The sequence below is a fragment of the Sulfitobacter sp. KMM 9851 genome, assembly GCF_057178245.1.
The window spans coordinates 3,131,937-3,158,043 of sequence record NZ_CM169991.1 but is presented as its reverse complement, the minus strand read 5'-3'; the positions used below and the strand labels follow the sequence as shown (position 1 = coordinate 3,158,043).

Here is a 26,107-nt window from a genome sequence, read left to right as displayed (position 1 = left end):
TCCGCAAGAAACAGGATCACACTGGCAAATATAGGGAGGTCCGCCGAAGACCGGTTAGTATGCCTTTTCGAGGGCGTCTATCGTTGTCGGCGCGTGGGAGATGGCGATTGTTAAAGATCGAAGACCTGCATCTGTCGTTTGGTGGCATCAAGGCGCTGCAAGGCATCAATTTTGAGGCGCGGGCGGGCGAAGTGACCGGCGTGATCGGCCCCAATGGTGCGGGAAAGACGTCCCTATTCAATGCGATTTCGGGTTTTTACACACCGGACCGGGGACGGGTGTATTTCGAAGGCAAAGACATCACAGCGATGAGCCCTGACAAGCGGGCAGGGCTGGGGCTGGCGCGAACATTTCAGAACATCGCATTGTTTCGCGGTATGACAGTTTTGGACAATATCAAACTGGGCGGACACACGCGGTTGACAACGAATGTCTGGCAAGCTTTGCGGTATTTTGGCGCAGCACAGCGCGAAGAACTGGCATTGCGCCGCGAGATTGAGGAACAAGTGATTGATTTTCTCGAGATTGATCACATTCGCAAGTACCCGATCACAATGCTGCCTTATGGTTTGCAAAAGCGGGTAGAGCTGGGCCGGGCACTGGCAATGCGGCCCAAGGTACTGCTGCTCGATGAACCGGTGGCGGGCATGAACCGGGAGGAAACCGCCGATATGGCGCGGTTTATTCTGGATGTGCAGGAGCAGTTCGGCACCACGATCCTGCTGGTGGAGCATGACATGCACATGGTGATGGATATTTGCAGCCACATCGTGGTGCTCAACTTTGGCCAGCAGATTGCCAGCGGCACACCTGCGGAAGTGTCAAGAAACCCGGCGGTGATCGAAGCCTATCTGGGGGCGGCGGCGTGAGCGGGGCGATTTCTTTTGAAGAAATCGGACCGGAATTTTTTGAAAATTCCGCAGCAGGGCAATGGAAGGCGGCGGCATAGTGGGACAGTTTATTCAATTTGCCATCAACGGGCTGATGTCGGGCGCAATCTACGCGCTGATCGCCGTGGGCATCGTCAGCGTGTACAAGGCGACCAAGGTGGTCAATTTTGCCCATGGTTACCTGATCATGTTCGGTGCCTATTTCTATTTCACCTTCAGCGTGATCGTGCCGGGGCAGGAATGGGCGCCCGCATGGCTGGCCAATTGGCAACCGGAATGGATGATCACCATGAAGGGCGATCTGCCAATGTTCTCGCCGGTGGCGGCAGTGCTGGACTGGCTGTCCAATGTGCCACGCATCATCCTGGGTCTGGTGGGCGCGTTGCTGTGTAACGCGGTATTGGGCCGGATCATCGAACGAGTGCTGATGCGTCCGCTTATGGGCCAGTCGGTTTTTGCAATGATCATGGTGACCGTCGGTTTGATCTCGATCCTGTCGGGCGGGGCGCAGTTGATCTGGACGGCAGATGCGGCAAGCGTGCCCTATATCGCGCCCAACATGCCGATCCGGTTTGAACTGTTTGGCACGATGATCTTTCTATTCGGCACCGATTTGGTGAACATGATTGTGGCACTGCTGCTGTTTGGTGGCATCGTCGCTTTTGTAAAGTTCACCAAGGGCGGCATCGCCATCCGTGCCACGGCAGAAGACCAGTCAACCGCCTATTCGATGGGCATATCGGTACCAAAGGTGTTCAGCCGCGCATGGGTGCTGGCCAGCACAACGGGCGCTATTGCGGGGGCCATTCTGGCGACGCGAAACGGGATATCGCCCAGCCTTGGGCTGTTTGGTTTCTCGGTGTTGGCGATTGTGTTGATGGGGGGGCTCGATAGCTATGTCGGTGTACTCATCGCGGCGATGACGGTCGGTGTGCTTGAGGCTATGACCCAGTGGAAGATGGGCGGCAGCTGGGCCGAGATCGTACCCTATGTGACCGTGCTGGTCGTGCTGGTCTGGCGCCCGCATGGATTGATGGGACAGAAAGAGGTCGAGCGGATATGATCAACGCAAACCTCAAATCCAGCTATGCCGCCGACGAACGGGTGTTGAACAACCGTTACAAGCAGGCGTTCGTGTATAGCATGATCGCGCTGCTGATACTGTTCACCGCCTTTGCCAGTGATTACCTGATCTTGATCGCGTGCCAGATGGGTATTCTGCTGATCGCGGTTGTGGGGATCAATGTACTGACGGGCTACACCGGGTTGGTGTCGCTGGGTCATGGCGCCTTTGTTGCGATCGGGGCCTATGCGGTCACCATTTTCAACAACGTCGCAACGGGGATAATTCCGGCGGGGATCATGCCGTTCTTCTCGATCCCCTTTGCGGTGTTTTTGGCGGCGGCGGTCGGCGTGCTGGTGGGGCTGCCCAGCCTGCGGGTAAAGGGGCTTTACCTCGCGGTGGCGACGCTGGCGGCAAATTTCATTGTGATTTTCCTGATCGAGGAAGATCTCTTTGCCCCGTGGACAGGCGGCATGGTGGGGCTGACCACGAACAGCCCCAATTTCTTTGGCTGGGTGCTGGACACCAAGCGTGAAATGTTCGGGCTGATCGCACTGGTTGGATTTGTGGCACTCATGATGGCGCAGAACCTGATAAGAACGCGGATCGGGCGGGCATTCATCGCCATCCGCGATCGTGACTATTCGGCAGAGATTCTCGGTATCTCGCTGCTACGGTATAAGCTAACCAGCTTCGCGATTTCGGCGGCCTATTGCGGTCTGTCCGGCGCTCTTTTTGCCTACTTCTATGCCCGCATCCTGCCAGAGCAGTTTGAACTGTCACTCTCGCTTAACCTGGTGGCGGCGCTGATCATCGGCGGCATGGGGCGCACAATGGGACCAGTCTTTGGGGTGATCATCGTGGTGCTGGTGCCGGAACTGATCAAGGTCCTCTTTGGCGCACTGGCCGGGGATTCCGCAGGGGTGGGGCAGTTGCGCGCACCCCTGCAGCAAATCGCTTTTGGTGTCCTGCTGGTGCTGTTCCTGCTGAAGGAGCCGCTGGGCATCAATCAGATCGTCGACAGAATACTGCGTGCGGCAAACAGATGGCCGTTTGCGCGCGGTTGATTTCAACACAGGCCACATTTCAGGGAGAAGACAAGATGACCATGAACCGCCGATCCTTCCTAGCCACTTCGGCCGCCGCGACGGCGCTGACCGGGGCCCCGATGATCCTGCGTGCGCAGCCCAAGGAATACGTGCTGGGCGCCTCACTGCCGCTGACCGGCCCCTTTGCCACCGCGGGCCAACTTGTCGCGCCGGCCTTTGCGATGGCAACCAAGCTGTTCAATGACGAAGGCGGCGTGGCAGGCACGCCGATCCGTTTCGTCACCGAGGATTCAGGCTATGTGCCGCAGAACGCGCTGAACAACTATCAGCGCGCGCTGGCGTCTGAAGGCAAGAACATGATCGGCTATTTTGCCGACAGCACCGGCGCAATGAAACTGATCGCGCCGGAGTTAAAAGGCGAGAATGCGCGCATCATGGGGTCGACCTCATTCGCGTCGGAATTGGCCGATCCAACGACCCATCCCTATCAGTATATGTCCGGCCCGAGCTATCAAAGTCAGTTCGATATCCTGCTACAGAACATCAAGAACGAAGGCGGCGAGAAGGTGGCCTTTATCTTCTCTAACACCGAATTTGGCCGCGACCCGATTGAGCACGGCAAGATGCGGGCGGCAGAGTTGGGTCTGGAAGTCGTGTTGGAAGAGAGCACCAAGGCCGAAGGCGCGGATATCCCGACACATGTTACCAAGCTGGCGCAGTCCGGCGCGGATCATTGCATCCTGCAAGGCTATGTCACAGGGGTCTGGCCACAACTTATTGGTGGCGCGCGTCAGTTCGGCCTGCCGGTAAAGTTCAAGGGCACGTTCTGGGGCATGGAAAAGCTGATCGCCGATCGCATCACCGCCGAGGCCGGACCGTTCCTTGCGGGCTACGAAGGGGTCATGCCCTACCGTTATTTCTATGACCGTGAAGACGCGCCGCGCTATCAGCAGTACGCTGAGTTGAGCAAGGTGATGTTTGCCGGAACGCCGCTGGAAAACTATATGTCGACCTGGGCCTTGCAGACTATGTGCGGACTGGAAATTGCGATGAAGTCCTTTCGTGATACCGCAGAGGCGGGCAAGGAACTGACGGCCGATAACATCGCCGAAACCCTTTCAAACATCAAGGATTGGGATTCCGGTGGGTTCTTTGGTGGGCCGGTAAGCATGGTGAACAATGCGATCGGGACGGGCCGTGTCTATGGTTACAATCCAGAGGATGGGCTGTTTACACCGAAATCCGATTGGCTGTCGGTCTGATTGACCGTTGCGCAGAAAGGTGCGGGGGCTTTGCCCCCGGACCCCCAGGAATATTTTGACCAAAAAGAGACAGGGGCGCCGCGTGCTAACCATCGAAAACATCGAAGTGACCTATCATCACACGGTGCAAGCGTTGCGCGGGCTGTCGCTGGAGGTGCCGGACGGCAAGATCGTGACATTGCTCGGCACGAACGGCGCGGGCAAGACCACGACGCTTAAGGCTGCGAGCAATCTGTTGGCGCTGGAAAACGGCGAGGTGGGCGAGGGGCGGATTTCGTTCAAGGGAAAGTCGATCCTGACGATCCAACCAAACCGCCTGGTGCAGCAGGGGCTGTTTCACGTCCGCGAGGGGAGGCGAATTTTCAGCGAAATGACGGTCGAGGACAATTTGATCGCGGCCTCCTATGCCTTGGACCAGCGGCGGGTAAAGCCGGATTACGACAAGGTTTACGACTTCTTTCCCCGCCTGAAAGAGCGCCGTAAGCAGATCGCGGGATATCTGTCGGGGGGGGAGCAGCAGATGCTGGCCTTTGGCCGGGCGATGATCGCGCGGCCTGAGTTGATCCTGATGGATGAGCCATCGCTGGGGCTGGCACCCAAGATCGTGGCCGAAATTTTCAAGACAATCAAGAGACTTAACGTCGAGGATGGCACGGCGATCTTGTTGGTGGAGCAGAACGCGGGTGTGGCATTTTCGGTGGCTGACTATGGCTACATCATGGAAAGCGGCCAGATCGTGATGGAAGGCGATGTTGAAAAGCTGCGCGGCGACAAGGATATTCAGTCGTTCTACCTGGGGTTGTCGGATGATGGCAGCGACGCGCGCCAGTCCTTTCGGGATGTGAAACACTACAAACGCCGCAAGCGCTGGCTTAGCTAGAGAGGTCGCGATGGCATTTGATGAACATAAAGGCGATTTTGTACCGCTGGTGCGGATGGTCCACGACCACGCAGCCTTGCGCCCTGCGGGCGTGGCAATGCGGCAAAAGGAATTCGGCATCTGGAAAGAGGTGACCTGGGCCGATTTGCAAGAGATCATGCAGGCCATCGCCGCCGGATTGGTCGATTTGGGGCTGGCACCGGGCGACCATGTGGGCATCCTGAGTGAAAACCGCAGCGAGTGGGTGCAGGCCCAGTTTGGCATCAATGCCGCGGCGGGTGTCGTGGTGGGGATGTACCCGACCAGCCCGGCGGCGGAACTGGAGCATCTGATCAATGCGTCCGACACCACGGTATTGTTCATCGAAGACCAGGAGCAGCTGGACAAGATCAAGGACCTGCAGGGGCGGGTGCCCAAGCTGCGCCAGTTGGTGATTTTCAACCCCAAGGGCACGCGCGGTGACGACCTGCTGGGGTTGATCAGTTTTGATGATTTGATTGCGCAGGGGCGCGGGCGGCACGGTGACTTGGTTGATGATCTGCGCGCGCGTCAGGCGGCGATTGAACCGGACAATACGTCGATGATGGTCTTTACCTCTGGCTCTACCGGATTGCCGAAAGCCGCCGAAATTTCATATGGCAACATCCACGCCGGGGTTGCGGTGGCGCGCGATGTCTTTGGTGCATATCCACCCGGCACCGACGTGCTGAGCTATCTGCCACTGTGTCACATCGCGGAACAGGCGGTGACCGTGATCAACGGGTTGAGCCAGCGGTTCGTGATGAACTTCGGCGAGAGTTTGCGCACTATCACGTTGGATCTACGTGAGGTCGCGCCGCAGGTCTTTTTCGGCGTTCCGCGTATCTGGGAAAAAATGCAGGCCGGTATTCTGGTGCAGGCGCAGACGGCGGGGCGGCTGCGCCGTGCGCTGACCTTGCTGGCGCTCAAGGGTGCGCAGCGGCGTGGGATGATAAGGCGGGACCAGTGGACAGCGCGCGATCGGCTGAGCCATGCCTTTTGGGACGCGCTGGTGTACCGCCACATCCGCAGTTACCTCGGGCTTGGGCGCACAACATTCGCGATCTCCGCCGCCGCACCGATCAGCGTTGAACTACTGGGCTTCATGCGGGGCATCGGCGTCAACATCCGCGAGGCTTGGGGTATGTCCGAAACCTCGGGTGTGGGGACGATCCAGCGATCCTGGGGGCAATGCGACGGGCGCATTGGCTTTGCCGTCAGTGGGGTGCGGACCCGCATTGCCGAGGACGGCGAAGTGCTGTTTTCCGGCGCTACGATCTTTAAGGGGTATTACAAAAACCCCAAGGCGACAGCCGAAACGATCCAGGATGGTTGGCTGCACACGGGTGATGTGGGGAAATTGGAGGCTGATGGCTCTATCACCCTTGTTGATCGTAAGAAGGACATCATGATCAACGCGGCGGGCAAAAACCTGTCACCGGCGCTGATTGAAAACGTGATCAAGGCCAGTCCGTTTATCAAGGAGGTGGTCGTGGTCGCCGACAAACGCCCCTATGTGGGCGCGTTGGTGCAGCTAGATATGGACACTGTGCGGTTATGGGCCGAAGGGCAGGGGATCGCGTATACAACCTTTCGGTCCCTCGCGGAGCATCCGCAGGTGCAGGCGCTGCTGGAAAGTGAAGTGGAGAAACGCAACGCTGACCTGGCGCGGGTCGAGCAGATCAAGAAGATCTGGCTTATGCGCAAGGAACTAGATCACGATGACGGCGAGGTCACGGCAACGATGAAGGTCAGGCGTGCCAAGATTTACGAAATCTATGCGGATGAGATTGAAGCGCTATACACGACCTGACGGGCGAAACCGATTTGGCCAAATAGACACCATGCGGGGCGCGTGGTGGCGCGTTTTCAAAGAACCCCGATCTCTGCCAGTGCCTGATTTAGCTCCACTGGCAATTCGGCCTCGTTCTCGCGACCATGGGGCAGGTCGCGTGGGGCGTCCTCGGGGGAGAGATATCGCCAGCCTTGAAACGGCCGGCGCAGACTGCTTTGGGTGCGGACCATTTGCGGGTCTAGGACGATGGCGCAACGGCGGATGCCGTCGCTGCGGGTGACTTCATCCAGCCGCAAGATTCGCTGTCGACACTGGATTGCGCCTTTAATCACCCAGTATATCGACCCACCAGCCAGGATTTCCTCGGCCCGTTTGGGCCACATACGTGTCACGTGGCGCGGCAGGCCGTCGGCAGCCTGGGCACGTTTGTCAGCGTGCCATGCGGCGAGGCCTTCGACGCTTTCTGTTCCAACGGACAGCTTTATTAGATTGATCGTCTTTGCCACATCACCCTCAGAGACTCATATTCACCCACGCCATATAAGGTAGTTGGTTTTCCGCCACATGCAAATTCTTGTGGGTTAATTGTCCCTTTGCGGCTTCACGTTTCCAGCAGACCTGCGTATGTTGGTTGCCTGCCCTTACCACTCAGGAGTGTCCTCATGTCCCGCTTTGCTGCCCCGATTGCCGAACAAATCTGGGATATGAAGTATCGCTTCAAGGCTGCCGACGGCACGCCAAACGATGCCACGGTTGAAGATACCTGGCGCCGCATTGCCCGCGACCTTGCCCAGGTCGAGGGCAAGCCAGCCGTTTGGGAAGATAGGTTTTTCTCCGCGCTGGAAGATTTCAAATATCTGCCCGCGGGCCGGATCACTGCGGGTGCGGGTACTGCGCGGCGTGTGACCCTGTTCAATTGTTTTGTCATGGGAACAGTGCCTGACAGCATGGCCGGCATCTTTGACATGCTCAAAGAAGCCGCGTTGACGATGCAGCAGGGCGGTGGCATCGGCTATGATTTTTCGACCATCCGGCCACGCGGCGCGGATGTGCTGGGCGTGTCGGCGGATGCCTCTGGCCCGCTGTCATTCATGGATGTCTGGGATGCGATGTGCCGTACCATCATGTCCGCGGGATCGCGCCGCGGGGCGATGATGGCGACAATGCGCTGTGACCACCCTGATATCGAGGACTTTATCACCGCCAAATCCGACCCGGCCCGCCTGCGCATGTTCAACATGTCAGTGTTGGTCACCGACCCGTTTATGGAGGCTGTTAAGGCCGACGGTTCTTGGGAACTGACGTTTGGTGGCAAGGTTTACCACACGGTGCAGGCGCGTGATCTGTGGAACAAGATCATGCAGGCAACCTATGACTATGCCGAACCGGGGGTCATTTTCATTGACCGGATCAACACTGCCAACAATCTGAGCTATTGCGAAACCATCGCCGCTACAAACCCTTGTGGTGAACAGCCCTTGCCGCCCTATGGCGCCTGTTTGCTGGGGTCGATCAACCTTGCACGGTTGGTGGCGGACCCGTTTGAGAGTGCCGCGCATCTGGATCAGGGCGCGATGAGCGAGTTGGTGGCAACCGCCGTGCGGATGATGGACAATGTGGTGGACGTGTCGAAATTCCCGTTGCCCGAACAGGCGCATGAGGCGCAACAGAAACGCCGGATTGGCCTTGGCGTGACCGGGCTGGCGGATGCATTGCTGATGGTTGGCTTGCGCTATGGATCGGACGAGGCGGCGCGTCAGACCGAAGATTGGTTGCACGCTATTGCGCGCGCCGCCTATCTGGCCTCGGTGGAGTTGGCTAAGGAAAAGGGCGCGTTTCCTTTGTTTGATGCCGATAAATATCTGGCGTCTGGTACGATGATGCAGATGGATGACGATGTGCGCGAAGCGATCCGCACACACGGTATTCGCAACGCTCTGCTGACGTCGATCGCGCCGACCGGGACGATCAGCCTCTATGCCGGGAATGTCAGTTCGGGGATCGAGCCGGTGTTTGCTTATGCCTACACGCGCAAGGTTTTGCAAAAGGATGGCAGTCGCACCGAAGAAGAAGTGGTGGATTACGCCGTGCAGATGTGGCGCGACCTGAAGGGTGAAGAGCCGTTGCCGGACTACTTCGTCAACGCACAGACACTGCCCCCTGCCGATCACGTCAAGATGCAGGCAGCGGCGCAAAAATGGGTCGACAGTTCCATTTCCAAGACCATCAACTGCCCCGAAGACATCGGCTTTGACGAATTTAAAGATGTCTACATGCAGGCCTGGGATCTGGGCTGCAAAGGCTGCACGACCTACCGCCCCAACGATGTGACCGGATCGGTGCTGAGCGTATCCTCGGAGGCGACAGACAAGGCGCCCGGTGATGGCCCTGAACAGGTCAGCGAAGGTGGCGAAATCGTCTATATGTCCGAACCACTGGACCGCCCGAACGGCCTGGAAGGCAATACCTACAAGGTAAAATGGCCAGACAGCGAACATGCGCTCTACATCACGATCAACGATATCGTGCTGAACGGCCATCGCCGCCCGTTCGAGGTGTTTATCAATTCCAAGAACATGGAGCACTTTGCCTGGACCGTGGCGCTGACGCGGATGGTGTCCGCCGTCTTTCGGCGCGGTGGCGACGTGTCTTTTGTGGTGGAAGAACTCAAGGCTGTGTTCGACCCCCGTGGTGGCGCTTGGATGCAAGGCAAATACATTCCTTCGATCCTCGCGGCCATTGGCGGTGTGATCGAACAGCACATGATTGCAACCGGGTTCATCGCTGGCGAAGGTTTGGGATTGAAAACCGATCCAAAGGCCAAAATCGTCGGCCTGGACGCCCCGCGCGGGAAGTCTTGCCCGTCCTGTGGGCAGTTTGAGGTGCGTATGATCGAAGGCTGCATGACCTGTGCCTCTTGTGGGCACAGTAAGTGTGGGTGAGGGATAAGGGGCGGTTGTGATTGTCGTGACGGACGTAGTTATGCCAAAACCCCTGTTTTGGTTTGCCACGATGCAGAGTAAGTTTCGCCTCGTCTCTGTAACGTGCTGAATTAAAATAATTTTGGCCGAATGGACAAATTCGGCCAAAATTATTTAAAATGGTTTTTCGAGTTAGTCTTCGCCGTTTGTATTCTTCGCAAATTCCCAGAACCTGGAATTTTCCGTCCAATATGGACATCCGGAGGAGATCTCCGCCTTTTTTGCAATACAGCCGCTTCTGAACAGCGTTGTAGTTGATATATTCGCGGATGAGCACGCATTGGTGGAAGCAAGCCAAACTTTCTTTTGGAACGTACGTGTCTAAGCGCAGCATTGTTTGAAAGGATCGGGTCGCAGACTTTGAGCAGCCTTCGGTCACAGATATCTACCGCTTTACCTGTGGCTTACAGGACCCTTGGAAGAACTGCTCCGACGCATCTGTTGGAGCATTGATAATGAGTAGAGGATCAGGGCCGCCCATATCATCGGAAAGGCGATCATCCGCGCGCGTCCGAAGTCTTCGCCAAAAACAAAGACCGCCACGACGAAGATCATGATTGAGGCGATGAACCTCAGATTAGCGATTGTCGAGATCTGCAACGGTGCGGTGCCGCATGGGTTAGGCCAGCCAAGCTGCCGCGTGACCCAAGAGACGCCAGCACACTTCATGAATGAAGCCCTTAAATCAACATAAGCTTTCTTGAAAACTGGTTGGAAGTTCCAAGTAATCCGTCCGGCTCCCTAGTGCTGCGGCAAGTTGCTGGCCTATCGCTACATCCTGGTTGTTGAAAGGCCGACCACCGCGCAAGAAGTTGATCGTGCCCAGAACTGTGCCCCCGTCGACGATTGGAACGTTCAGTACGGCATTCAACCCCAGCCCCAGAATGGTTTCGTGATCCGAAAAGGCCCATTCAATATCATCCGCCCCGAAGCCGTTATTTATCTGTTGATGAACCAGGACCTTATCCCCCCAGGCCGTATCGCGTTTGGGTTTACGCCCGCTCACGGGGTACACAACAGGCAGCGTTGAATAGAGTCGCTCTACCTCCATCGTGTTGGCGTGAAAACGCATGGCCGTGAAAAGCTCGTTGTCGATGGCGGTGCCGCAAAGTCCAAATGCGTTCTCTAGGGGCGTGTTTCGATCAGCGATGCGCTTGCAGATGTCAGCAATCATGAGGTCATTCCGGTTTTTGAGGTGCCAGCCCGCCGTGGATCAGCGACGGCGGTGACGCCTGAGGGCCCTCGCAGGGCGACGCAAATGCCGCCTGCCATCCAAGTCCGGGCAGGCCATGGGGCAAGGTCATGTCCTCGCGCGGTCAAACTCTCAACTTGATGCGGCGGCAGGTCCGCCTCGAACATTACCTTGTTGGGGTGGACATCATGAGGCGCGAAGCTGCCCGGAAAGGCGTAGGTCGAGACGCGAGGCGCATTGACTGCTTCCTCGGGCGTCATGTTCAAATCGAGCAGGTTAATCAGCACCTGCGCCATGGCCTGAACCTGTACATCACCGCCGGGCGTGCCCATGGCCATCCAAGGTTTGCCATCCTTCAGTCCCAAGATCGGGTTCGGTGTCAGCCGTGGCCTTTTACCAGGTGCCAGGGCGTTCAGATGTCCCGGTATTGCCCGGCTTTGTGACCCGCGCGAAGACACCGAAAGCCCGGTGCCCGGAACGACCACGGTGTCATAGCTGGGGTCGCTTGGCGTCGCGGAGAAAATATTGCCGTCTGCGTCAATTACGCTGACATGCGAAGTATCGGCGCAGCCCACCTCGAAAACGGCGGCTTCGCCCGAGGGGCACGAGGCAGGCACAGCGGGGGCGGGCAAAGGGTCGGAGGTTTGGCCGATGCTGGCGAGGCGCGCGGCCAAGAATTCAGGCGAAAGGAGCGCTTCGGGGTCGATCTTCATGAAGCGGGGGTCGGTCACATGGGCTTCACGGTCCGCGAACACGCGTTTTAGGACTTCGAGCAGAAAATGCAGGTTGATTTGACCATCCTGTTGCACCGCTTGCGGGCCTGCGAGCTCTAGCATTGCAAGGGTTTCGGCCATGGTGATGCCTTGGCACCAAGCACCGCAGCAATGGATTTGAGCGCCGCGGAATTTGACCGCATGGGTCGGCTCTTCGCGGACCTCGTAATCGGCCAAATCGTCGCTCCGCAACAGTCCCCCGTTGGCGGCGTGAAACTCCAGAATGCGTTTGGCGATTGGCCCGGTGTAAAAAGCGGCGCGTGCGGCGGCGAGTCCGTCCAGGCGGTCACCACCAGTTGCGCGCGCATCAGCCTCAGCATCAATCAGGGTCTGAAGCGTCGCTGCTAGGTCGCTCTGCCGGAATATCTCACCCACCTGTGGGGGGCGGCCAGCGGGCAGGAAAATCGCCGCTGTCGAAGGGAAGCGGGCGTATTTTTCGGCGCGGGAGGCGACGAAATCAGCGAAGAGGGGGTAGACCTCAAAGCCCTCGCGCGCGGCGTGCAAGGCCTCTGCCGCCACATCGACAAAGCTGAGCGTGCCGTAGTCCGCCAAGGCTTTGATCCAGCTTGCCGGGGCGGCGGGGACGACGGTGCGCAGCAGTCCTTCGGGCACATGATCACCGTGGTCGCGGTTCATGGTGGCGACATCTGCCGCGCGTGGCCAGACGCCAACACCGTCAAAGCTAACCACCTGCGCATCATCAGCCCGGTAGAGGATAATCGGCGCGACCCCCGCGAAAGAAACGAGATCTGGCTGCACCACACCAAGCGCGATGCCTGCCGCAACCCCCGCATCCACCGCGTTGCCACCGGATTCTAATATGCGGGTGGCCGCGCCTGTGGCGATGGGGTGCCCGGTTGCCGCTGCCCAGTTGTCCTGCATCGCGCGCCTCTCAAATCTGTCTTACAGCCCATGAATAATAATTAACTACGTAGTTGACAAGGGTAATATCTGTTGTTCTATCATAGTAAACATGGATAACGCGTCTGATAAACTTTCGCTTGCGCCACTTGTGGCAGCCTGGGAGGCCTTGGAGCCTGAGGGCAAGGGCCGTCCGAAGTACCTCCGGTTGGCGGAGGCTTTTAGCGGTTGCATTCAACAAGCCACCTATGGCCCCGGCGGGCATCTGCCCGGCGAAACGGAGATTGCAGCGTCCCTGCCTATTGGTCTGTCGACCGTGCAAAAGGCGCTTTCGCTTTTGGTGGAGCAGGGGCTGATCATTCGCCGTCGCAAGCTGGGCAGTTTCATCGCTGACTCGCGCCATCAGGTGCCTGAGGTGCATGTCTATCGCTTTCGCGATCCCAACACAGGGCAATGGAAGATGCCCTATACCCGTGTGGTTGATATCCAGCGCGTGCCGACGGCTGAGTTTGGGCCGCTGCTGATTGGTTTTGACGCCGAGCAGGCGATCCGCATTGACCGGCTGGTCTGGGTCACGGGATCACAGCCTGCATTTGGCACGATGTTCTTACGCTGCGATCATGCTGAGCCGCTGCTGGAACGTCCATTGGAGGAGCTGCACGGTATCTCTTACCACCGCATGCTTTGGGAAGATTTTCGGGTCAGAACAGCGACCGTGCGCCACAGCTCAAGGGCGGACCTGCTATCGCGCCAAGCCTGCGCACATCTGGACCTCGCGGCACCGCATGTCGGCATGATCTGGGACGCCTATGAACATGACAGCCAAGACAAATTGCAGCTGATCCAACGTTTCGAACTACCCCGCGGCCATCGTCCGATGGAAATCGTGGAAACAAAACCGGGGTTCTAGCCCCGGAAACACGCAAACCAACAGTGGAGATAACATGAAACGTATTCTTTTGATGACCACCGCATCTGTGATGCTGGCCGCCGGACCAGCCTTGGCGGAATGGAACCCCGATGGGCCGATTCGCCTTTGGATTGGCTATGGCGCAGGTGGTGGCACCGATGTGCAGGGCCGTACCCTAGCCAAGGAAATCGAAGCCAAACGTGGTTGGCAGGTTATTCCCGAAAACAAAGCCGGTGACGATGGCACGGTGATGTCGGCACAGTTGAAAGTCGAAGAACCTGACGGCCAGACCTTAGGCTTTGCGATCACGACAACATATGATTTTGCCCCAATGAACAGCGACAACCTGTCGCCAGAGGATTTCACCTATATCACCACAACCGCCGGGTCGCAGATGGCGGTTCTGGCCCGTGCAGAAAGCGGCTGGAAAACACTGGACGACCTCAAGGCGGCTGCCGCGAATGAGCAGATCGTCTGGGCCAACTGGGGTACACAGGTTGAGGCAGGTGCCGAGATCGTCGCGCGGGCCTTGGGCATCGACGTAAACCACCTGCGCATGAAAGGTGGCCGTGGCACGCTGAACGCGCTGGTATCGATGGACGCGAATGTCGCTTGGGGCGGCGGTGTGCAAAAGCCGCTGGTCGAAGCCGGTGAATTGGTCATCTTGTCTTCCGCAGAGACCGGGCCGGTGGCCTTGGCGCCCGAGATGCCCACGCTGATGGACCAAGGGATCGATTTGAACCTTGGGTATCAGTACATTATCACCGGGCCCGCAGGCATGTCGGATGAAATCCGTGAAGAGATTGGCAGTGTCATTGCTGAAATTCTCGCTGATCCAGAAAGCGAGACGCGCCAGTTCATCGAAAAGCAATATCCCCCCGCGCCGATCGTGACGCAGGGCGAGGAACTGCGTGAGCAGATCCTGTCGACCTATGATGCAAACGTCTCGATGATGAAGGCCTTGGCTGAATGAAGCGAGTTTCCGTGGAAACTGACGAAGGCGCTCCCTCTGGGGAGCGCTGGAATCTTTGGTTGGGGGGCGGCACGCTCGTGCTTGTCGCGCTCTGCCTTTTTGTCTGGTTTCCGCGGGACATCAGCAGTGGTTTTCTCAAGAAAAGCCTGACCGGCAATACCATCCCCGGCGATGCTTTCTTTCCTGTGCTACTGGTCATGTTGATGGTGCCCTTGGCTCTGCTTTTGATCGTCGGAGCGTTGCGCCCCGATGCCAAGGGGGGCGAAGCAGTCGGTCGTGTCAGTCGGCACAACCTTCTGTTCATGCTTTATGCTAGCCTCGCAACGGTTGGATCGCTCGCTTTAATGGCCGTGGGCGGGCCAATGGTGGTCTGGATCAGCAACGCGGTGGGGCTGTCTAATTTCACCGGCTACCGCGCGGCCTCCGGAACGTTTCCCTATAATGTCTCGGGGTTCTTTCTGGGCGGTACGGCGTTAAGCGCCAGTTTTATCTATATCACCCGTCGCAAGCTCCGGACCCGCGATTTGCTAGTTTCCGTGCTGTCAGCGGCTTTGTTGATCCTGATCTTTGCGGGATTGCTCGACAACATCCAACTGCCTCCAAACGCCGACCTCTAAAGGATAACCCTTGGACCTTTTGCTGCAATATCTCGCGCTTGGAATTAGCTCAGTCTTCACGGCGGCAGATGGCAGCCTATGGCTGATGCCGATTGCCATGGTACTTGCCGGTGTCATCATCGGCATCCTCGTCGGGGCGACCCCCGGTCTTTCGGGGCCGTTTGCTATGGCCATTGCTTTGCCGGTTCTGGTGTCGATCTTCGGCTACGGGAATGAGGCGCTATATCCGGTGTTGGGCTGCCTCTTGGGCATTATGAAGGGCGCGACGGTGGGCGGCGCGGTCCCCGCAATCCTCTTTAATACGCCCGGTACGCCGGATGCTTTCCTAACCACAGTGGACGGCTATCCACTGGCGCAAAAGGGGCAGGGACGGCGGGCAATCCAGACCGCGCATTTTGCCTCTGTGGTGGGGGATAACTTCTCTGATCTAGTTCTCTTTATTGCCGCGCCGGTGCTCGCTGTCGCCGTCGAGCGGGTCTTGGGTCTGCCGGAGAAATCCGCCCTCATCATCCTGTCGCTGTGTTTTATGGCGGCTGTTGTGGGCAAGGCCCCTCTGAAGGGTCTGATCGGCGGCTTGCTGGGCATGTTCGTGTCCTTGGTGGGCACGACCATGTCAGGGGATGGCCCGCGCATGACCCTTGGCATCCCAGAGTTGGGCGGCGGGCTGCCGCTGACCTCTTGTGTGTTGGGTGTGTTGGTGCTGTCCGAAGTGCTGATCGCTGTCGAAGACATGCGCCGGGACCGCATTCAGGCGAGGGAGCCAGTCAAAACGCCCGAGATGGGGCCGAAACTGACCTGGGGCGAGCGCTGGCGGATGATGCCCGCGATCTTGCGCGGCGCAAGCATCGGCACAATGATCGGCGCGCTACCGGGGATCGGCACCACCACAGCGGCGACCCTGTCACATGATACGGCCAGACGGCGCTCAAAAACGCCCGAGGCGTTTGGCAAAGGCGCGATCGAAGGAGTCGTGGCCACGGAGTCGGCAAACTCTGCCGTGTCGGGTGCAAATTTGATCCCGGTGATGAGCCTGGGCATTCCGGGTAACTTCGCGGCGGTGTTCATCATTCTGGCAGTCGAGACCATCGGTGATTTTGCCTTTGGACCACAGGTCTTTCGCTTTACCCCAATCAAAGAAATCGAAGGTTTCGATACGATCATGAACCGGGATCTGGTGATGGCCTTCGGGCTGTTCACGATGATGGTTATCGCCAATCTCTGCAATTGGAGCGTCGGCAGTTTCCTGATGGGCCAATTGGGGCGGCTTATCCACATTCCAAAGGACGTTATGCTGCCGGTGATCCTAACGGTGTCCCTGACCGCAGCGTATGTGCAGGATGGCGGCTATGTCGGCCTGCTCAGTGCCTGCACCTTTGCCGTCATCGGGTATTTCCTGCGCCGTTTGGGGATATCCATCCTACCCTTCGTGATCGGTTTTCTACTTGCACCGGCGTTGGAGGGGCTGATCCGGGGCAGTTTTACCGCGTCTGGCGGGGACCCGTTGTTCCTGCTTAAGTCTCCGATTGCGGTGGTGATGCTGGCGCTTTCGGTATGGTTGTTGGTGCGGATGTTCCGTCAGAGCCGCGCAGGTCGGGAGGCGTAGGCCTAAACGGCAGCATGTTCCGCTTGGTCGACCCTGAAGAGGCAGCGATTGCACCCGAACGTCTGGGCCGGAAAAGTTGAAGATTGATAGACCCATCAACTGCCGGGACCACAAGCTTAGGCAGCCGTTAAGGGGTTCCTCCGCATTATGTGCAGCAAGGTTACAGTCTCACATTAATTCTTTATGCAATGCCATCAAGGGCTTCTGTTTTGGGCCCCTTAAGGGACATTGTAAGAAAAAAGTTGCGAGTAGTCACAATGTTGTCGGTTTTCCACACCATCCATCACGATCACGATCTGGGTCTTGTCATACTTGCGGGCTTCCTATGTGCTTTCGGTAGTTGGGTCATGTCCAGACTGTATAGGCATGCCTTGTCTCGGCCGTTCTCTCAGGCCATCGTTTGGTATTTCATGACCTCAGTCACTGCGGGGGTGGCGATTTGGTGTACCCATTTCATTGCAATCTTGGCCTATCAACCCGACGCACCTGTAAACTTTGACTTGGCTTTAACTTTTACGTCCTTGGTAATTGCAATAGTTGGCTGCTCTTTTGGAATTTTGATCGCCGGAATGTTCCGGTCCATCTCAGCCACACTGATCGGCGGAACTATCTTCGGACTTGCCGTGTCTGCGATGCATTATACCGGCATGATCGCCTACCGCGTACAAGGAGCGATCTCTTGGGACAGCAGCTATCTGATTGCATCCGTAATCGTGGCTGTCGTCCTATCCACACTGGCACTTTCGCTGGGCCGCAGGGAAACCAAAGCAAGTATCATTCAAATGACTGCCTTGTTCACCCTTGCGATCATCGGGCTTCATTTTACTGGGATGGCAGCGTTCAAGGTAACGTCGATCCAGTCCTTTTCAGAATATGAAAACCCCGGCGAGTTCAAGCTGCTCGCACTCGTTATCGCGGGGACGGCTACCATGATTGTACTGGGTGGTCTTTTTACCTTCGTTATCGAAAATCGCACTCGGATGGAAAGTATCGACGAGCTGCGCAAAGCCCGCGACGAGGCGGAAAGTGCAAGCCGCGCGAAGTCAGAGTTCATGAGCGTTTTGAGCCATGAGCTGCGAACGCCGCTGACGATTGTAATCGGCTATGCCAGCTTCCTCACAACGCTGAAAAGCAGCACGCTTAGCAAGCTCAAGCCGGACGAGCAGGTCGCGGAGGTGCACTTTCACTCGATCGGAGATCAGGCGCAGAAATATGGTCAGCGCGTCAAATCCGCAGGTGATCATCTGCTAACGATCATCAACGATATCTTGGATTATACCAGCATTGAATTGAACGATATCACACTCAACAAGACCGAATTTTCGGCAAGTGAATTGATGTCGATGTTAGACGAACAGTTTCAGGGCTTGGCCGCGGAGAAGTCGATAGCGTTGCATGCCGAATGTGACGACATAACCATCATAGCCGATCGCAACCGGTGTTTGCAGATTTTGATCAACTTGGTTGGCAATGCGCTCAAATTCTCTCATGGGAAAGACATCTTTGTCCGGGCCCGGGTCAATGGCAAGGGTGTCAATCTCGAAGTAGAAGACAACGGGCGCGGCATTCAGCAGCCAGACTTACTGCGGATATTTCAAGCTTTTACGCAACTTGAGAACGCCGAGGATCGCACTGAAGGTGGGACAGGCCTGGGCCTTGCCATCAGCAAAAAGCTCTCTATCGCGCACGGCGGCGATATTGCCGTTGAGAGCGCCGTCGGCAAGGGCACTAAATTTACGGTCTTCCTGCCGAACAGCCTAGGAGCTGGGAGCAGTTTGCGATTGAATAGCGCAGCCTAGTGTAAAGTGCCGGACCTGAGCCCGAAGCTCCCTTCAGGTTACGCGAAGTAGTTAGGGCGAAAATCTGTGACTTTAGGCGGCCAATTTGTGCATCGTCGTGCCCAGAAAAAAATTCCCTGGGGGGGGGCAGATTCTGACGCTGAATGTGGTTTGCGCCGGTTGTAATCTGCTGCTGAAGTTTTTGGTGAGACGTGAATAGCCCCTAGTTCCCCAGACACCTTCTTGGTTCACGTTGTGCTGTCTTGTCTGACGCCTTGGCGAGCTTTGTCGATCATACCGCGAATGCGTTCATGCTTCATCCTTTGCGAAGTGCGCGGCAGCCTCTTTTAAGATGTCGCGCTCCTCGGTCATTCGCGCAAGCTCACTCTTAAGCCTACGGTTCTCGGCCTCCTTGCCTCAAAAATAGGGAAGAATGCGTCTACAATACGAGGGGTTAGCCAGTTTTACGGCTCCCAAGTGTACAACGGCGCCACTGTGCCGGAACGGCGTCTCAGGACTGAAACACTATTCTGCAACTTCTTGTGTGGCTCCAGTAGATTGAGAAGTTCGAACTCGCTTCTTGCCCGCTGTCGTTCAATAAGAACGCCGAGAAAGACGCGCAGGTCGGCATTTGTCAGTGTCGAATGGTAAACAATAATTCCGCCGTCTGGATTGATGAGAGGCCAAAACTGCAACGTGAACTCAATATATTCCCGTGCACCGCCGCAGTCGAACCATACGAGATCAAGCGGCAGCATCTCTGTCGGCATCTTGCGTGCAAAGCCTTCAAAAACCTCACTGCGTAAATCTAGGTACGGGGCGACGCCCAGATCATTCACTGCCTTCATCAGTTGGTCGACCTTGTTGTTCCCGTGAGACCGATCGTCCAAGGTCATAAGTCGCGGCAGGTAAGGCTCGTCGTACCAATCTGTCTTCCCGTAAATATTACGATTGGATGTCTGATCCAAGCGACAGTCTTCTGCACAATCAGCAAGCGCCTGTAAGAGATAGAGAGAGCTTAATCCGGCCCCGACTTCAAAAACCCGCCGGGGTCGGATGAACCGGACGAGTGCATACAGCAGTGGTGCTGCGGATTCGGTCCCGAATTGGCCGTCCAGTGTTCGAGCGGCACGAATGAACTGCGGTGAAATCAATTCAACATCCCCGCAATCGACCTAGCGATAGAGCTGATCCGCGCGCCTTCGTTCACCAGAATGCGGCTGCCGTCTGCGGCGGTGTATTCGAAAGCGGCGTGGTGCAGCGCGGCAAGCTGCCATTGGTCGTTGAGTACTGGCGCGCCTGATGCGCCTTCATCCGTGTCGCTGGTGTAATGCAACCAGTCATCGAAAATGTCGACCACGACATTGTCGCGCAGGCTGACGGTTTGGGGGCCACCCCCACCGTGTTGGATGACATTGACGGATTCACCGATCAGGGCCTTTCCCGACTGGGGCAGGATGTCAATTGAACCGAAAACCTCGTGAATGATGTCGCGGGCGCGTTCTTCGAACGCGACCAACGTGAAATCCAGTTGCAGGTCTGTCAGAAAGAACCGCCCTGGGTCGAGCGCAAGTGTTACGCGGCGCTGTTGTGAATCGGGCGTGCTGGACCAGTAACCGAATTCGATTTGACCGCGCGCCGCCCAAGCCTCTGTTGGTAAAACGTGATTGTTTGTGAGGATCAGCCCCTGCGCAACCGCAAATCCTGTCCCGAGCGAACGCTCACCGGTATTGGTGGATGTCGCTACGCGGCAGATCGCGTCTGCCGTTCGGCCGCCGAGGGTCAGAAAATTGCGTGGCAGTCGGTCGTCACGGCCCACTACCGCTTCGAGGATATGCCGCCCGTTGTCGAAATCTTTTCCGGGTGAGGTAGGGCTGGCGTGCGTCAGCAGACGTGCACGCTCTTGTCGACGCTCCGCCGTTTCAATGGAATTGGGATCAACCGCGGCACCGGAGATCAGCGAAGACAAGGTGCTCAGACGCTCCTGCCTTTCGGAGGCGCGTTTTTGAAACCGTTCTGCGCAGGCAATTTGCTGGATTTGTTTCAACATAGCAGCCGCGGCCCCTCTGTTACGTGGATCGTGTTGCCGACGGTAAAATCAGGGGGCAATTCAGGCTGTACATCATCCGCGAAAGCCAAGGTCGCCGATACTGATCCGTTGTGTGAATAGGTGCCGTGCCATGTACCCCAAGGCACCATGAGCCAATCACCAGCTTGCAGCAGGACGAAACGCATTTGGTCGGGCAAAGCCAGGTCTTCGCCGTTGTGATGGGCCAATCCCTTGCCTTCGTTCGCCAACACGTTGCACCTAGGTTTGACAACAGCGGGTCCCGGCCCGACTTGCCACAGCTTGCTGCCGCTGAGTTGCACCACAATTATCCAGCGGGTGTCGAAATGCAGAGGTGCGCCGGAACAGGGCGGAGAGATATAAAGATTGATGCGGTCGATCTGGGCGCTCTCAAGACCAGTTGGTGACAGCCCAGCAGCGAGATCTTTGTTCTCGCTTTCGAGGTGCATGCTGCAATAGGTTCCACGCCGCGCGACTTTTCGCAGCCCGTGACCAAGCTGGATTTCCTGGTGCTGTCCGGCAGTATCGCGAAACATGAATTTGCAACTGCATTTGGCGAGAGCATCCAGTATCGGCCGTTCAAACGCGCCATGGCCGACACTCGGGTTATGTCCTGCCACGATCCCGAAAGACGCAGTAGGCACGTCTTGTGCCCCCACGGTCATGAGGTTGCTACGCCGCGCGCCACCTCGTTGCGGGGGCGGGAATGGTCGTCAATATCTTCTTCCAGGGTTCCCGCGCCTGTCACGCCGAACACGGGCTCTCGTAGCGGATCGAGGCCGAGTTTCTCCTCCCATATCTGGTCGCGCAGGGCGATGGTGTGAAAGGCGCCGAGGCCTTGCCAGGTTGCTGTCAGAAAGGCGCTTTGGCTACTAAACCCAACCTCTGATATGACCGCGCGGGCGACCCTTGCGTAATTGTATTTCCAAGCTGTACGCGGCAGGAAGGCCGAGAGCAGGCAAACCACTCCCGCTTCCGCAACCCAATGCTGGTCACCTGTGGCGTGGCCAATCCATTCACGTGGATCCTCAAGCGATATTTGCTCTAGCCCGTGTCGCCGTACCGAATAGTGGTAGAGACCACTTGGCACGCCTTCTACGTTCATAATCACCGGATAAATCTCGATCGGATGCAATGATCCGCCACTCGGCGAGGTCTTGCGAACAAAGACATCACCCAGTGGGTTTTCAACGGTTCCGGTACTGCCCCACCCCAGATGCAGGAAGGTCGAAAGCTGCGGCTCCGTCATAGGTTCGTGCGAAAACCTGCGTGTCGTGCGCCGAGACAGAAGCACCTCTTTGAAAGACTTCTTGCGGCCCGATCCACCGCTTCGCCCGTTCGGCTCAGACAGTGCGAGAAAGCTGGCGTCGGGCCGCTCAAGGTATGCCGAAGGTTGCCGATCAAGCATTGCCCGCTCGGAAAGCATCTGATTGTATTCCTCAGGAACGGCAAAAATCGTGTCTGCGGTGGTGCGGGTCGACAGCAAAAAACGCATTGCGGTGTCCCACGCAGGGCCCGGCGAGGCGAGTTGCTGTCCGCTGAGATCGGTACTGCGTTCGTCCAGTACACCGAGGGTAAGAAGTGCTGCCAGTCGGTCCAATTCGGCATCTACCAGAACCGCTGCTTCTTGGTCGTCCTGCGCGCCCGAAGCTGCCTGATCTACGATGTCGTGGACAGACCGCCAGGACAGATAACGACCCAGACCTTCCTCCTCTGACCGCGGCCAGAACCCATGCGTGCCCCTGTCGCGATTTCCGATCAAGATGCGCTCTTCGTCCATGCCGACAACTGCGGCCTTGGACAACCTGACGGTCAATTCCGAACCACTTGCCGCCGGTTTGTTTTCCTCGGATTCAGCCATGATCTTTGGCGATCTTTTTCCACGCCTCTTCGACAGCCGGTCGCAATGCCTCCATATCGTCTGCCAGCGCCTCGACAACGTACCTGCCTTGCTTGCTTAGGTTGTCGTCTCCCAAGAGCATCGGAATTGCCTTTTCTGATCCCACGAGAATGTATGCAGCGCGCAGTACGCAATCCTTGTATTCGCTCTGGTTGATCTGCGCGCGTCGCCAAAAGTATTTGGTCAGAAGCGTATAAATGTAAAAGGCGTGCAAAAATCCAAAGAGATCGCGTTTCGACCCTGACCAGGGCAGGGTGTAGTCATCTGTCTTGGGCGTGCCGTCCTTGACGAGTTCCACCAACTCACCAAGCCGGTAGAGAACCTGGTGACCTGTCTCGTGCACGATAGATTCCTCGATATCGAGAAGTCGCTCGTCCATGTTGCCAAGGTAGATGACCCCAGCATAGCGTGCCGCAGAGCAACTTCTGAATGTTGCGTTGGGTAGGTAGCCTACGATCTGGACATAGTCCTCGATCTGGGTACGTAGTTCGGGCCAGGCTTTTTCTATGTTCTCAAATGCAAATCCCAAAAGCTCCTGTTGCATCGCCAGTGGATGACCATAACCGTTCAACCCCTGTTCCGACTGCATCTGTACTTTGAAATCGTATGATGGCGGCGTGGCTGCCATGATGTAGGGGTCGAAGTCGGCCTGCAACAACGCGATCCGCGTGCCGGCAACGTAGTGATTTTCATCACCATTCAGCCGCCCCTTTACACGCCCCATCACCTGCGAAATGTTCTCGCAATGGAATTGTATCTCTTTCTCGTCCCCGCGCGCAAACGCGCGGTTCAGAAAATTCATCCATGTCGCAAACACCGGGTCGCCATAAAGATGATCTTCACTCGCTGTCTTCTTCTCAAAGATGTCCAAGATGCCGTTGCGTACTGCCAGATGGGTGGTCTCGGGAGCGATTTTCGCGGATACCTCTAGACTTCGGTTCGCCATATCCCGGCGTGCGCCGATAAAGGCATCACGCATTGCCTGCAAATTGCCCGGATCAGAATCAGGATGGAAAGAGGCTGGCCAAGCAACCTCCTGAGTTTGCGTTTGCATCTCAACGTCCTCCGCCCATGCCGCCAAACAGTGTTTTCCCACCCTGTTGCTGCTGTTGGTCCAAGATGGCCGCCAAGGCATCAAGCCCACGGCTGCCGGTCTGTTGCTGCTGCTGATCAAGAAGCGCCGCGAGGTCCTTAAGATTGCCGAACTTGGCTGATCCCTGTTGCTGCTGTTGGTCCAAGATCGCCGCCAAAGCATCAAGCCCACGGCTGCCGGTCTGTTGTTGCTGCTGATCAAGAAGCGCCGCGAGATCCTTAAGATTAACGAACTTGGCTGATCCCTGCTGCTGCTGCTGGTCAAGGATCGCGGCCAAAGCATCAAGCCCACGGCTGCCTGTCTGTTGTTGCTGCTGATCAAGGAGCGCCGCGAGGTCCTCAAGATTGTCGAACTTGGCCGACCCTTGCTGCTGTTGTTGGTCGAGAAGCGCCGTAAGATTTTCCATCAGGCGCTTACCGCCCTGTTGCTGCTGCTGATCAAGAAGCGCCGCGAGATCCTTAAGATTGCCGAACTTGGCTGATCCCTGCTGCTGCTGCTGGTCAAGGATCGCGGCCAAAGCATCAAGCCCACGGCTGCCTGTCTGTTGTTGCTGCTGATCAAGGAGCGCCGCGAGGTCCTTAAGATTGCCGAACTTGGCTGATCCCTGTTGCTGCTGTTGGTCCAAGATGGCCGCCAAGGCATCAAGCCCACGGCTGCCAGTCTGTTGTTGCTGCTGATCAAGGAGCGCTGCGAGGTCCTTAAGATTACCGAACTTGGCTGATCCCTGTTGCTGCTGCTGGTCCAGGATCGCCGCCAAAGCATCAAGCCCACGGCTGCCTGTCTGTTGTTGCTGCTGATCAAGAAGGGCCGCGAGGTCCTCAAGATTGTCGAACTTGGCCGACCCTTGCTGCTGTTGTTGGTCCAGAAGCGCCGCAAGATTTTCCATCAGGCGCTTACCGCCCTGTTGCTGCTGTTGGTCCAAAAGCGCCGCGAGGCCTGCGGGATTGTCGAACTTGGCTGATCCCTGTTGCTGCTGTTGGTCTAGGATCGCGGCTAAGGCATCAAGCCCACGGCTGCCGGTCTGTTGCTGTTGTTGATCAAGAAGGGCGGCAAGACCCTCTAGATTGTCAAACTTGGCTGATCCCTGTTGCTGCTGCTGGTCCAGGATTGCGGCCAATGCGTCAAGCCCGCGGCTTCCGGTCTGTTGCTGCTGCTGATCAAGAAGGGCAGCAAGATCGGACATACGCCGCGAACCCTGTTGCTGCTGCTGATCCAAGATCGCAGCAAGCTTGTTCAAAATACTGGATTTGGAAGATTGATTTGGCTGTGGCATAGCATAAACGCTCCCTTAGTATTGAAACAAAGAACTGCGCGAACATCACTTGCCTGAAAAACGTAAAAGCGGCTGGTTCATTCAAAAACAGTAAACGTTACTCTGCCAAGGCAATTGCCGCGAGACGCGGGTCGATTATGTCGCTAAATATGCGGCCTCAGATAACGAGAATTGAGTTTTCAATGTCCATTTTTTGGCCTTTTAAAAATTAAAAGTAACCCAAAATTCAACTACTAATTGTATTCATGAAAACTTAAAAAGTCAATCTGGTACTTCACCAGTCGGCAAAGCTCTAACTTTCGTCAGAATCCAGGCGCAGAGTCAGGCCGCCATTCCGCTCCAGAAATCCAAGCTTTTTGTAAAGCGCCAAGGCCGGAATATTCCTAGGGGACACGTTGAGAGTTATCTCGAACACGTCATCTTTTTTCGCCAAAACAATAAGTTCTCTCATCGCCCTCGCGGCGATTCCCATTTGCCGATTTGCATCGTCCACTTCAATGTACAAAATGTGCCATGTCCTTCGTCCTTCGATGATCCGGAAGCTTTTCCAAAGCGTCCCGATCTTCTTTCCGTGCATCTGGATCGACAGAAAATCGTCTTGGCACAAAGCGCGAATCGCGGCCAATTCACGTCCGAGTGTCTCGACAGATCGCCGTCTTGCCTCCTCCGATCCGATCCCGCGGTCGACCCTGAGGTGTTCAACAAAGGCCGCTCTTATACGCTCCAGCACATCCGGGGATGCGTCAGGTGCCTGTGGCACCAGTAAAATGCGGTCTTTCACGTTCTTTGACATTGCGCCTCGCGCAGTTCCTCAGATCTATGCCTGAGCTTTACAAATACCTACAGAGGCAAGCGGAATCCATAAATACTGGGGAGCGCAGAGCTGACACGCTTTAAAATGATCGCATTAAATGACCTGAAGCAGAAAAATCGGCGAGTCAGACGACCATGATCAACAACCTTTTTTTGATCAAGCTGACAAATAACGTCGGCAGGAAATTATTGTAGGTGATGCCTGCTCACGAACCCTTTGAATTTTGACGGTTTTTGGAAAGCCCACGGGTGCCCTCAACAGGTGGCTGACCCACACTCACTCACAATCCTGCCAAGCACGAAAATATCCGCCCG

At 56.7% G+C, this 26,107-nt stretch carries 22 protein-coding genes; 12 read left to right on the top strand and 10 right to left on the bottom strand.

Annotation, left to right across the window (positions count from 1 at the left end; genetic code table 11):
* Positions 1-107 precede the first annotated feature (107 nt).
* From AC1965_RS15660 to AC1965_RS15635, 6 genes are all read left to right on the top strand, one after another.
* Positions 108-869 (top strand): ABC transporter ATP-binding protein, encoded by a 762-nt coding sequence (locus tag AC1965_RS15660; RefSeq protein WP_483884778.1) that lies wholly within the window; start codon positions 108-110, stop codon positions 867-869.
* Between the two features lie 79 nt (positions 870-948).
* Positions 949-1,953 carry a branched-chain amino acid ABC transporter permease gene (locus tag AC1965_RS15655; RefSeq protein WP_483884777.1) on the top strand — a complete coding sequence of 335 codons (1,005 nt, stop codon included), beginning with the start codon at positions 949-951 and terminating at the stop codon, positions 1,951-1,953.
* A complete protein-coding gene (locus AC1965_RS15650; RefSeq protein WP_483884776.1) occupies positions 1,950-3,020 on the top strand; it encodes a branched-chain amino acid ABC transporter permease in 1,071 nt (356 codons plus the stop codon). Before AC1965_RS15655 ends, AC1965_RS15650 begins: the two co-directional genes overlap by 4 nt.
* 35 nt (positions 3,021-3,055) lie before the next feature.
* Entirely contained in the window at positions 3,056-4,264 is a 1,209-nt protein-coding gene (locus AC1965_RS15645) for an ABC transporter substrate-binding protein (protein ID WP_483884775.1), read from the top strand.
* Between the two features lie 82 nt (positions 4,265-4,346).
* On the top strand, positions 4,347-5,144 hold the full coding sequence (locus tag AC1965_RS15640; RefSeq protein ID WP_483884774.1) for an ABC transporter ATP-binding protein: 798 nt from the start codon (positions 4,347-4,349) through the stop codon (positions 5,142-5,144).
* Positions 5,145-5,154: 10 nt separating this feature from the next.
* A complete protein-coding gene (locus AC1965_RS15635) occupies positions 5,155-6,975 on the top strand; it encodes an AMP-dependent synthetase/ligase (RefSeq protein ID WP_483884773.1) in 1,821 nt (606 codons plus the stop codon).
* A 56-nt stretch (positions 6,976-7,031) separates the two neighbouring features.
* Here AC1965_RS15635 and AC1965_RS15630 read toward each other — a convergent pair whose 3' ends face one another.
* A complete protein-coding gene (locus AC1965_RS15630) occupies positions 7,032-7,463 on the bottom strand; it encodes a DUF1489 family protein (RefSeq protein ID WP_483884772.1) in 432 nt (143 codons plus the stop codon).
* A 156-nt stretch (positions 7,464-7,619) separates the two neighbouring features.
* Here AC1965_RS15630 and AC1965_RS15625 point away from each other — a divergent pair, with 156 nt between their 5' ends.
* Positions 7,620-9,899, top strand: coding sequence for an adenosylcobalamin-dependent ribonucleoside-diphosphate reductase (locus AC1965_RS15625; protein WP_483884771.1), 2,280 nt, complete (start codon positions 7,620-7,622; stop codon positions 9,897-9,899).
* A gap of 724 nt (positions 9,900-10,623) precedes the next feature.
* Here the strand turns inward: AC1965_RS15625 and AC1965_RS15620 are convergent.
* Positions 10,624-11,112 carry a GAF domain-containing protein gene (locus AC1965_RS15620; RefSeq protein WP_483884770.1) on the bottom strand — a complete coding sequence of 163 codons (489 nt, stop codon included), beginning with the start codon at positions 11,110-11,112 and terminating at the stop codon, positions 10,624-10,626.
* On the bottom strand, positions 11,109-12,785 hold the full coding sequence (locus AC1965_RS15615; protein WP_483884769.1) for a gamma-glutamyltransferase family protein: 1,677 nt from the start codon (positions 12,783-12,785) through the stop codon (positions 11,109-11,111). The genes AC1965_RS15620 and AC1965_RS15615 overlap by 4 nt, the downstream gene beginning before the upstream one ends.
* A gap of 130 nt (positions 12,786-12,915) precedes the next feature.
* Here AC1965_RS15615 and AC1965_RS15610 point away from each other — a divergent pair, with 130 nt between their 5' ends.
* The 5 genes from AC1965_RS15610 (at position 12,916) to AC1965_RS15590 (ending at position 18,666) form a co-directional block, all read left to right on the top strand.
* Complete coding sequence (locus tag AC1965_RS15610; protein ID WP_483884768.1) at positions 12,916-13,674, top strand: GntR family transcriptional regulator; 759 nt, start codon at positions 12,916-12,918, stop codon at positions 13,672-13,674.
* Between the two features lie 34 nt (positions 13,675-13,708).
* On the top strand, positions 13,709-14,647 hold the full coding sequence (locus tag AC1965_RS15605) for a tripartite tricarboxylate transporter substrate binding protein (RefSeq protein WP_483884767.1): 939 nt from the start codon (positions 13,709-13,711) through the stop codon (positions 14,645-14,647).
* Positions 14,644-15,264, top strand: coding sequence for a hypothetical protein (locus AC1965_RS15600; protein WP_483884766.1), 621 nt, complete (start codon positions 14,644-14,646; stop codon positions 15,262-15,264). The genes AC1965_RS15605 and AC1965_RS15600 overlap by 4 nt, the downstream gene beginning before the upstream one ends.
* Positions 15,265-15,274: 10 nt before the next feature.
* Positions 15,275-16,867: a tripartite tricarboxylate transporter permease gene (locus AC1965_RS15595; RefSeq protein WP_483884765.1), complete on the top strand. Its 1,593-nt coding sequence runs from the start codon at positions 15,275-15,277 to the stop codon at positions 16,865-16,867.
* 347 nt (positions 16,868-17,214) lie between these two features.
* Positions 17,215-18,666: a sensor histidine kinase gene (locus AC1965_RS15590; protein ID WP_483884764.1), complete on the top strand. Its 1,452-nt coding sequence runs from the start codon at positions 17,215-17,217 to the stop codon at positions 18,664-18,666.
* A 443-nt stretch (positions 18,667-19,109) separates the two neighbouring features.
* Here AC1965_RS15590 and AC1965_RS15585 read toward each other — a convergent pair whose 3' ends face one another.
* The 7 genes from AC1965_RS15585 to AC1965_RS15555 all read right to left on the bottom strand — a co-directional run bounded on the left by AC1965_RS15585 (position 19,110) and on the right by AC1965_RS15555 (position 25,760).
* A complete protein-coding gene (locus AC1965_RS15585; RefSeq protein WP_483884763.1) occupies positions 19,110-19,613 on the bottom strand; it encodes a hypothetical protein in 504 nt (167 codons plus the stop codon).
* Positions 19,614-19,795: 182 nt separating this feature from the next.
* Positions 19,796-20,695, bottom strand: coding sequence for a trypsin-like serine peptidase (locus AC1965_RS15580; protein ID WP_483884762.1), 900 nt, complete (start codon positions 20,693-20,695; stop codon positions 19,796-19,798).
* Complete coding sequence (locus AC1965_RS15575) at positions 20,689-21,249, bottom strand: JmjC domain-containing protein (RefSeq protein ID WP_483884761.1); 561 nt, start codon at positions 21,247-21,249, stop codon at positions 20,689-20,691. Before AC1965_RS15575 ends, AC1965_RS15580 begins: the two co-directional genes overlap by 7 nt.
* Before the next feature lie 125 nt (positions 21,250-21,374).
* Positions 21,375-22,574 (bottom strand): SagB family peptide dehydrogenase, encoded by a 1,200-nt coding sequence (locus tag AC1965_RS15570; protein ID WP_483884760.1) that lies wholly within the window; start codon positions 22,572-22,574, stop codon positions 21,375-21,377.
* Entirely contained in the window at positions 22,567-23,667 is a 1,101-nt protein-coding gene (locus AC1965_RS15565) for an aKG-HExxH-type peptide beta-hydroxylase (protein WP_483884759.1), read from the bottom strand. The genes AC1965_RS15570 and AC1965_RS15565 overlap by 8 nt, the downstream gene beginning before the upstream one ends.
* A gap of 1 nt (position 23,668) precedes the next feature.
* Complete coding sequence (locus tag AC1965_RS15560; RefSeq protein ID WP_483884758.1) at positions 23,669-24,889, bottom strand: hypothetical protein; 1,221 nt, start codon at positions 24,887-24,889, stop codon at positions 23,669-23,671.
* Positions 24,890-25,271: 382 nt separating this feature from the next.
* A complete protein-coding gene (locus tag AC1965_RS15555; RefSeq protein ID WP_483884757.1) occupies positions 25,272-25,760 on the bottom strand; it encodes a GNAT family N-acetyltransferase in 489 nt (162 codons plus the stop codon).
* Positions 25,761-26,107: the final 347 nt, after the last annotated feature.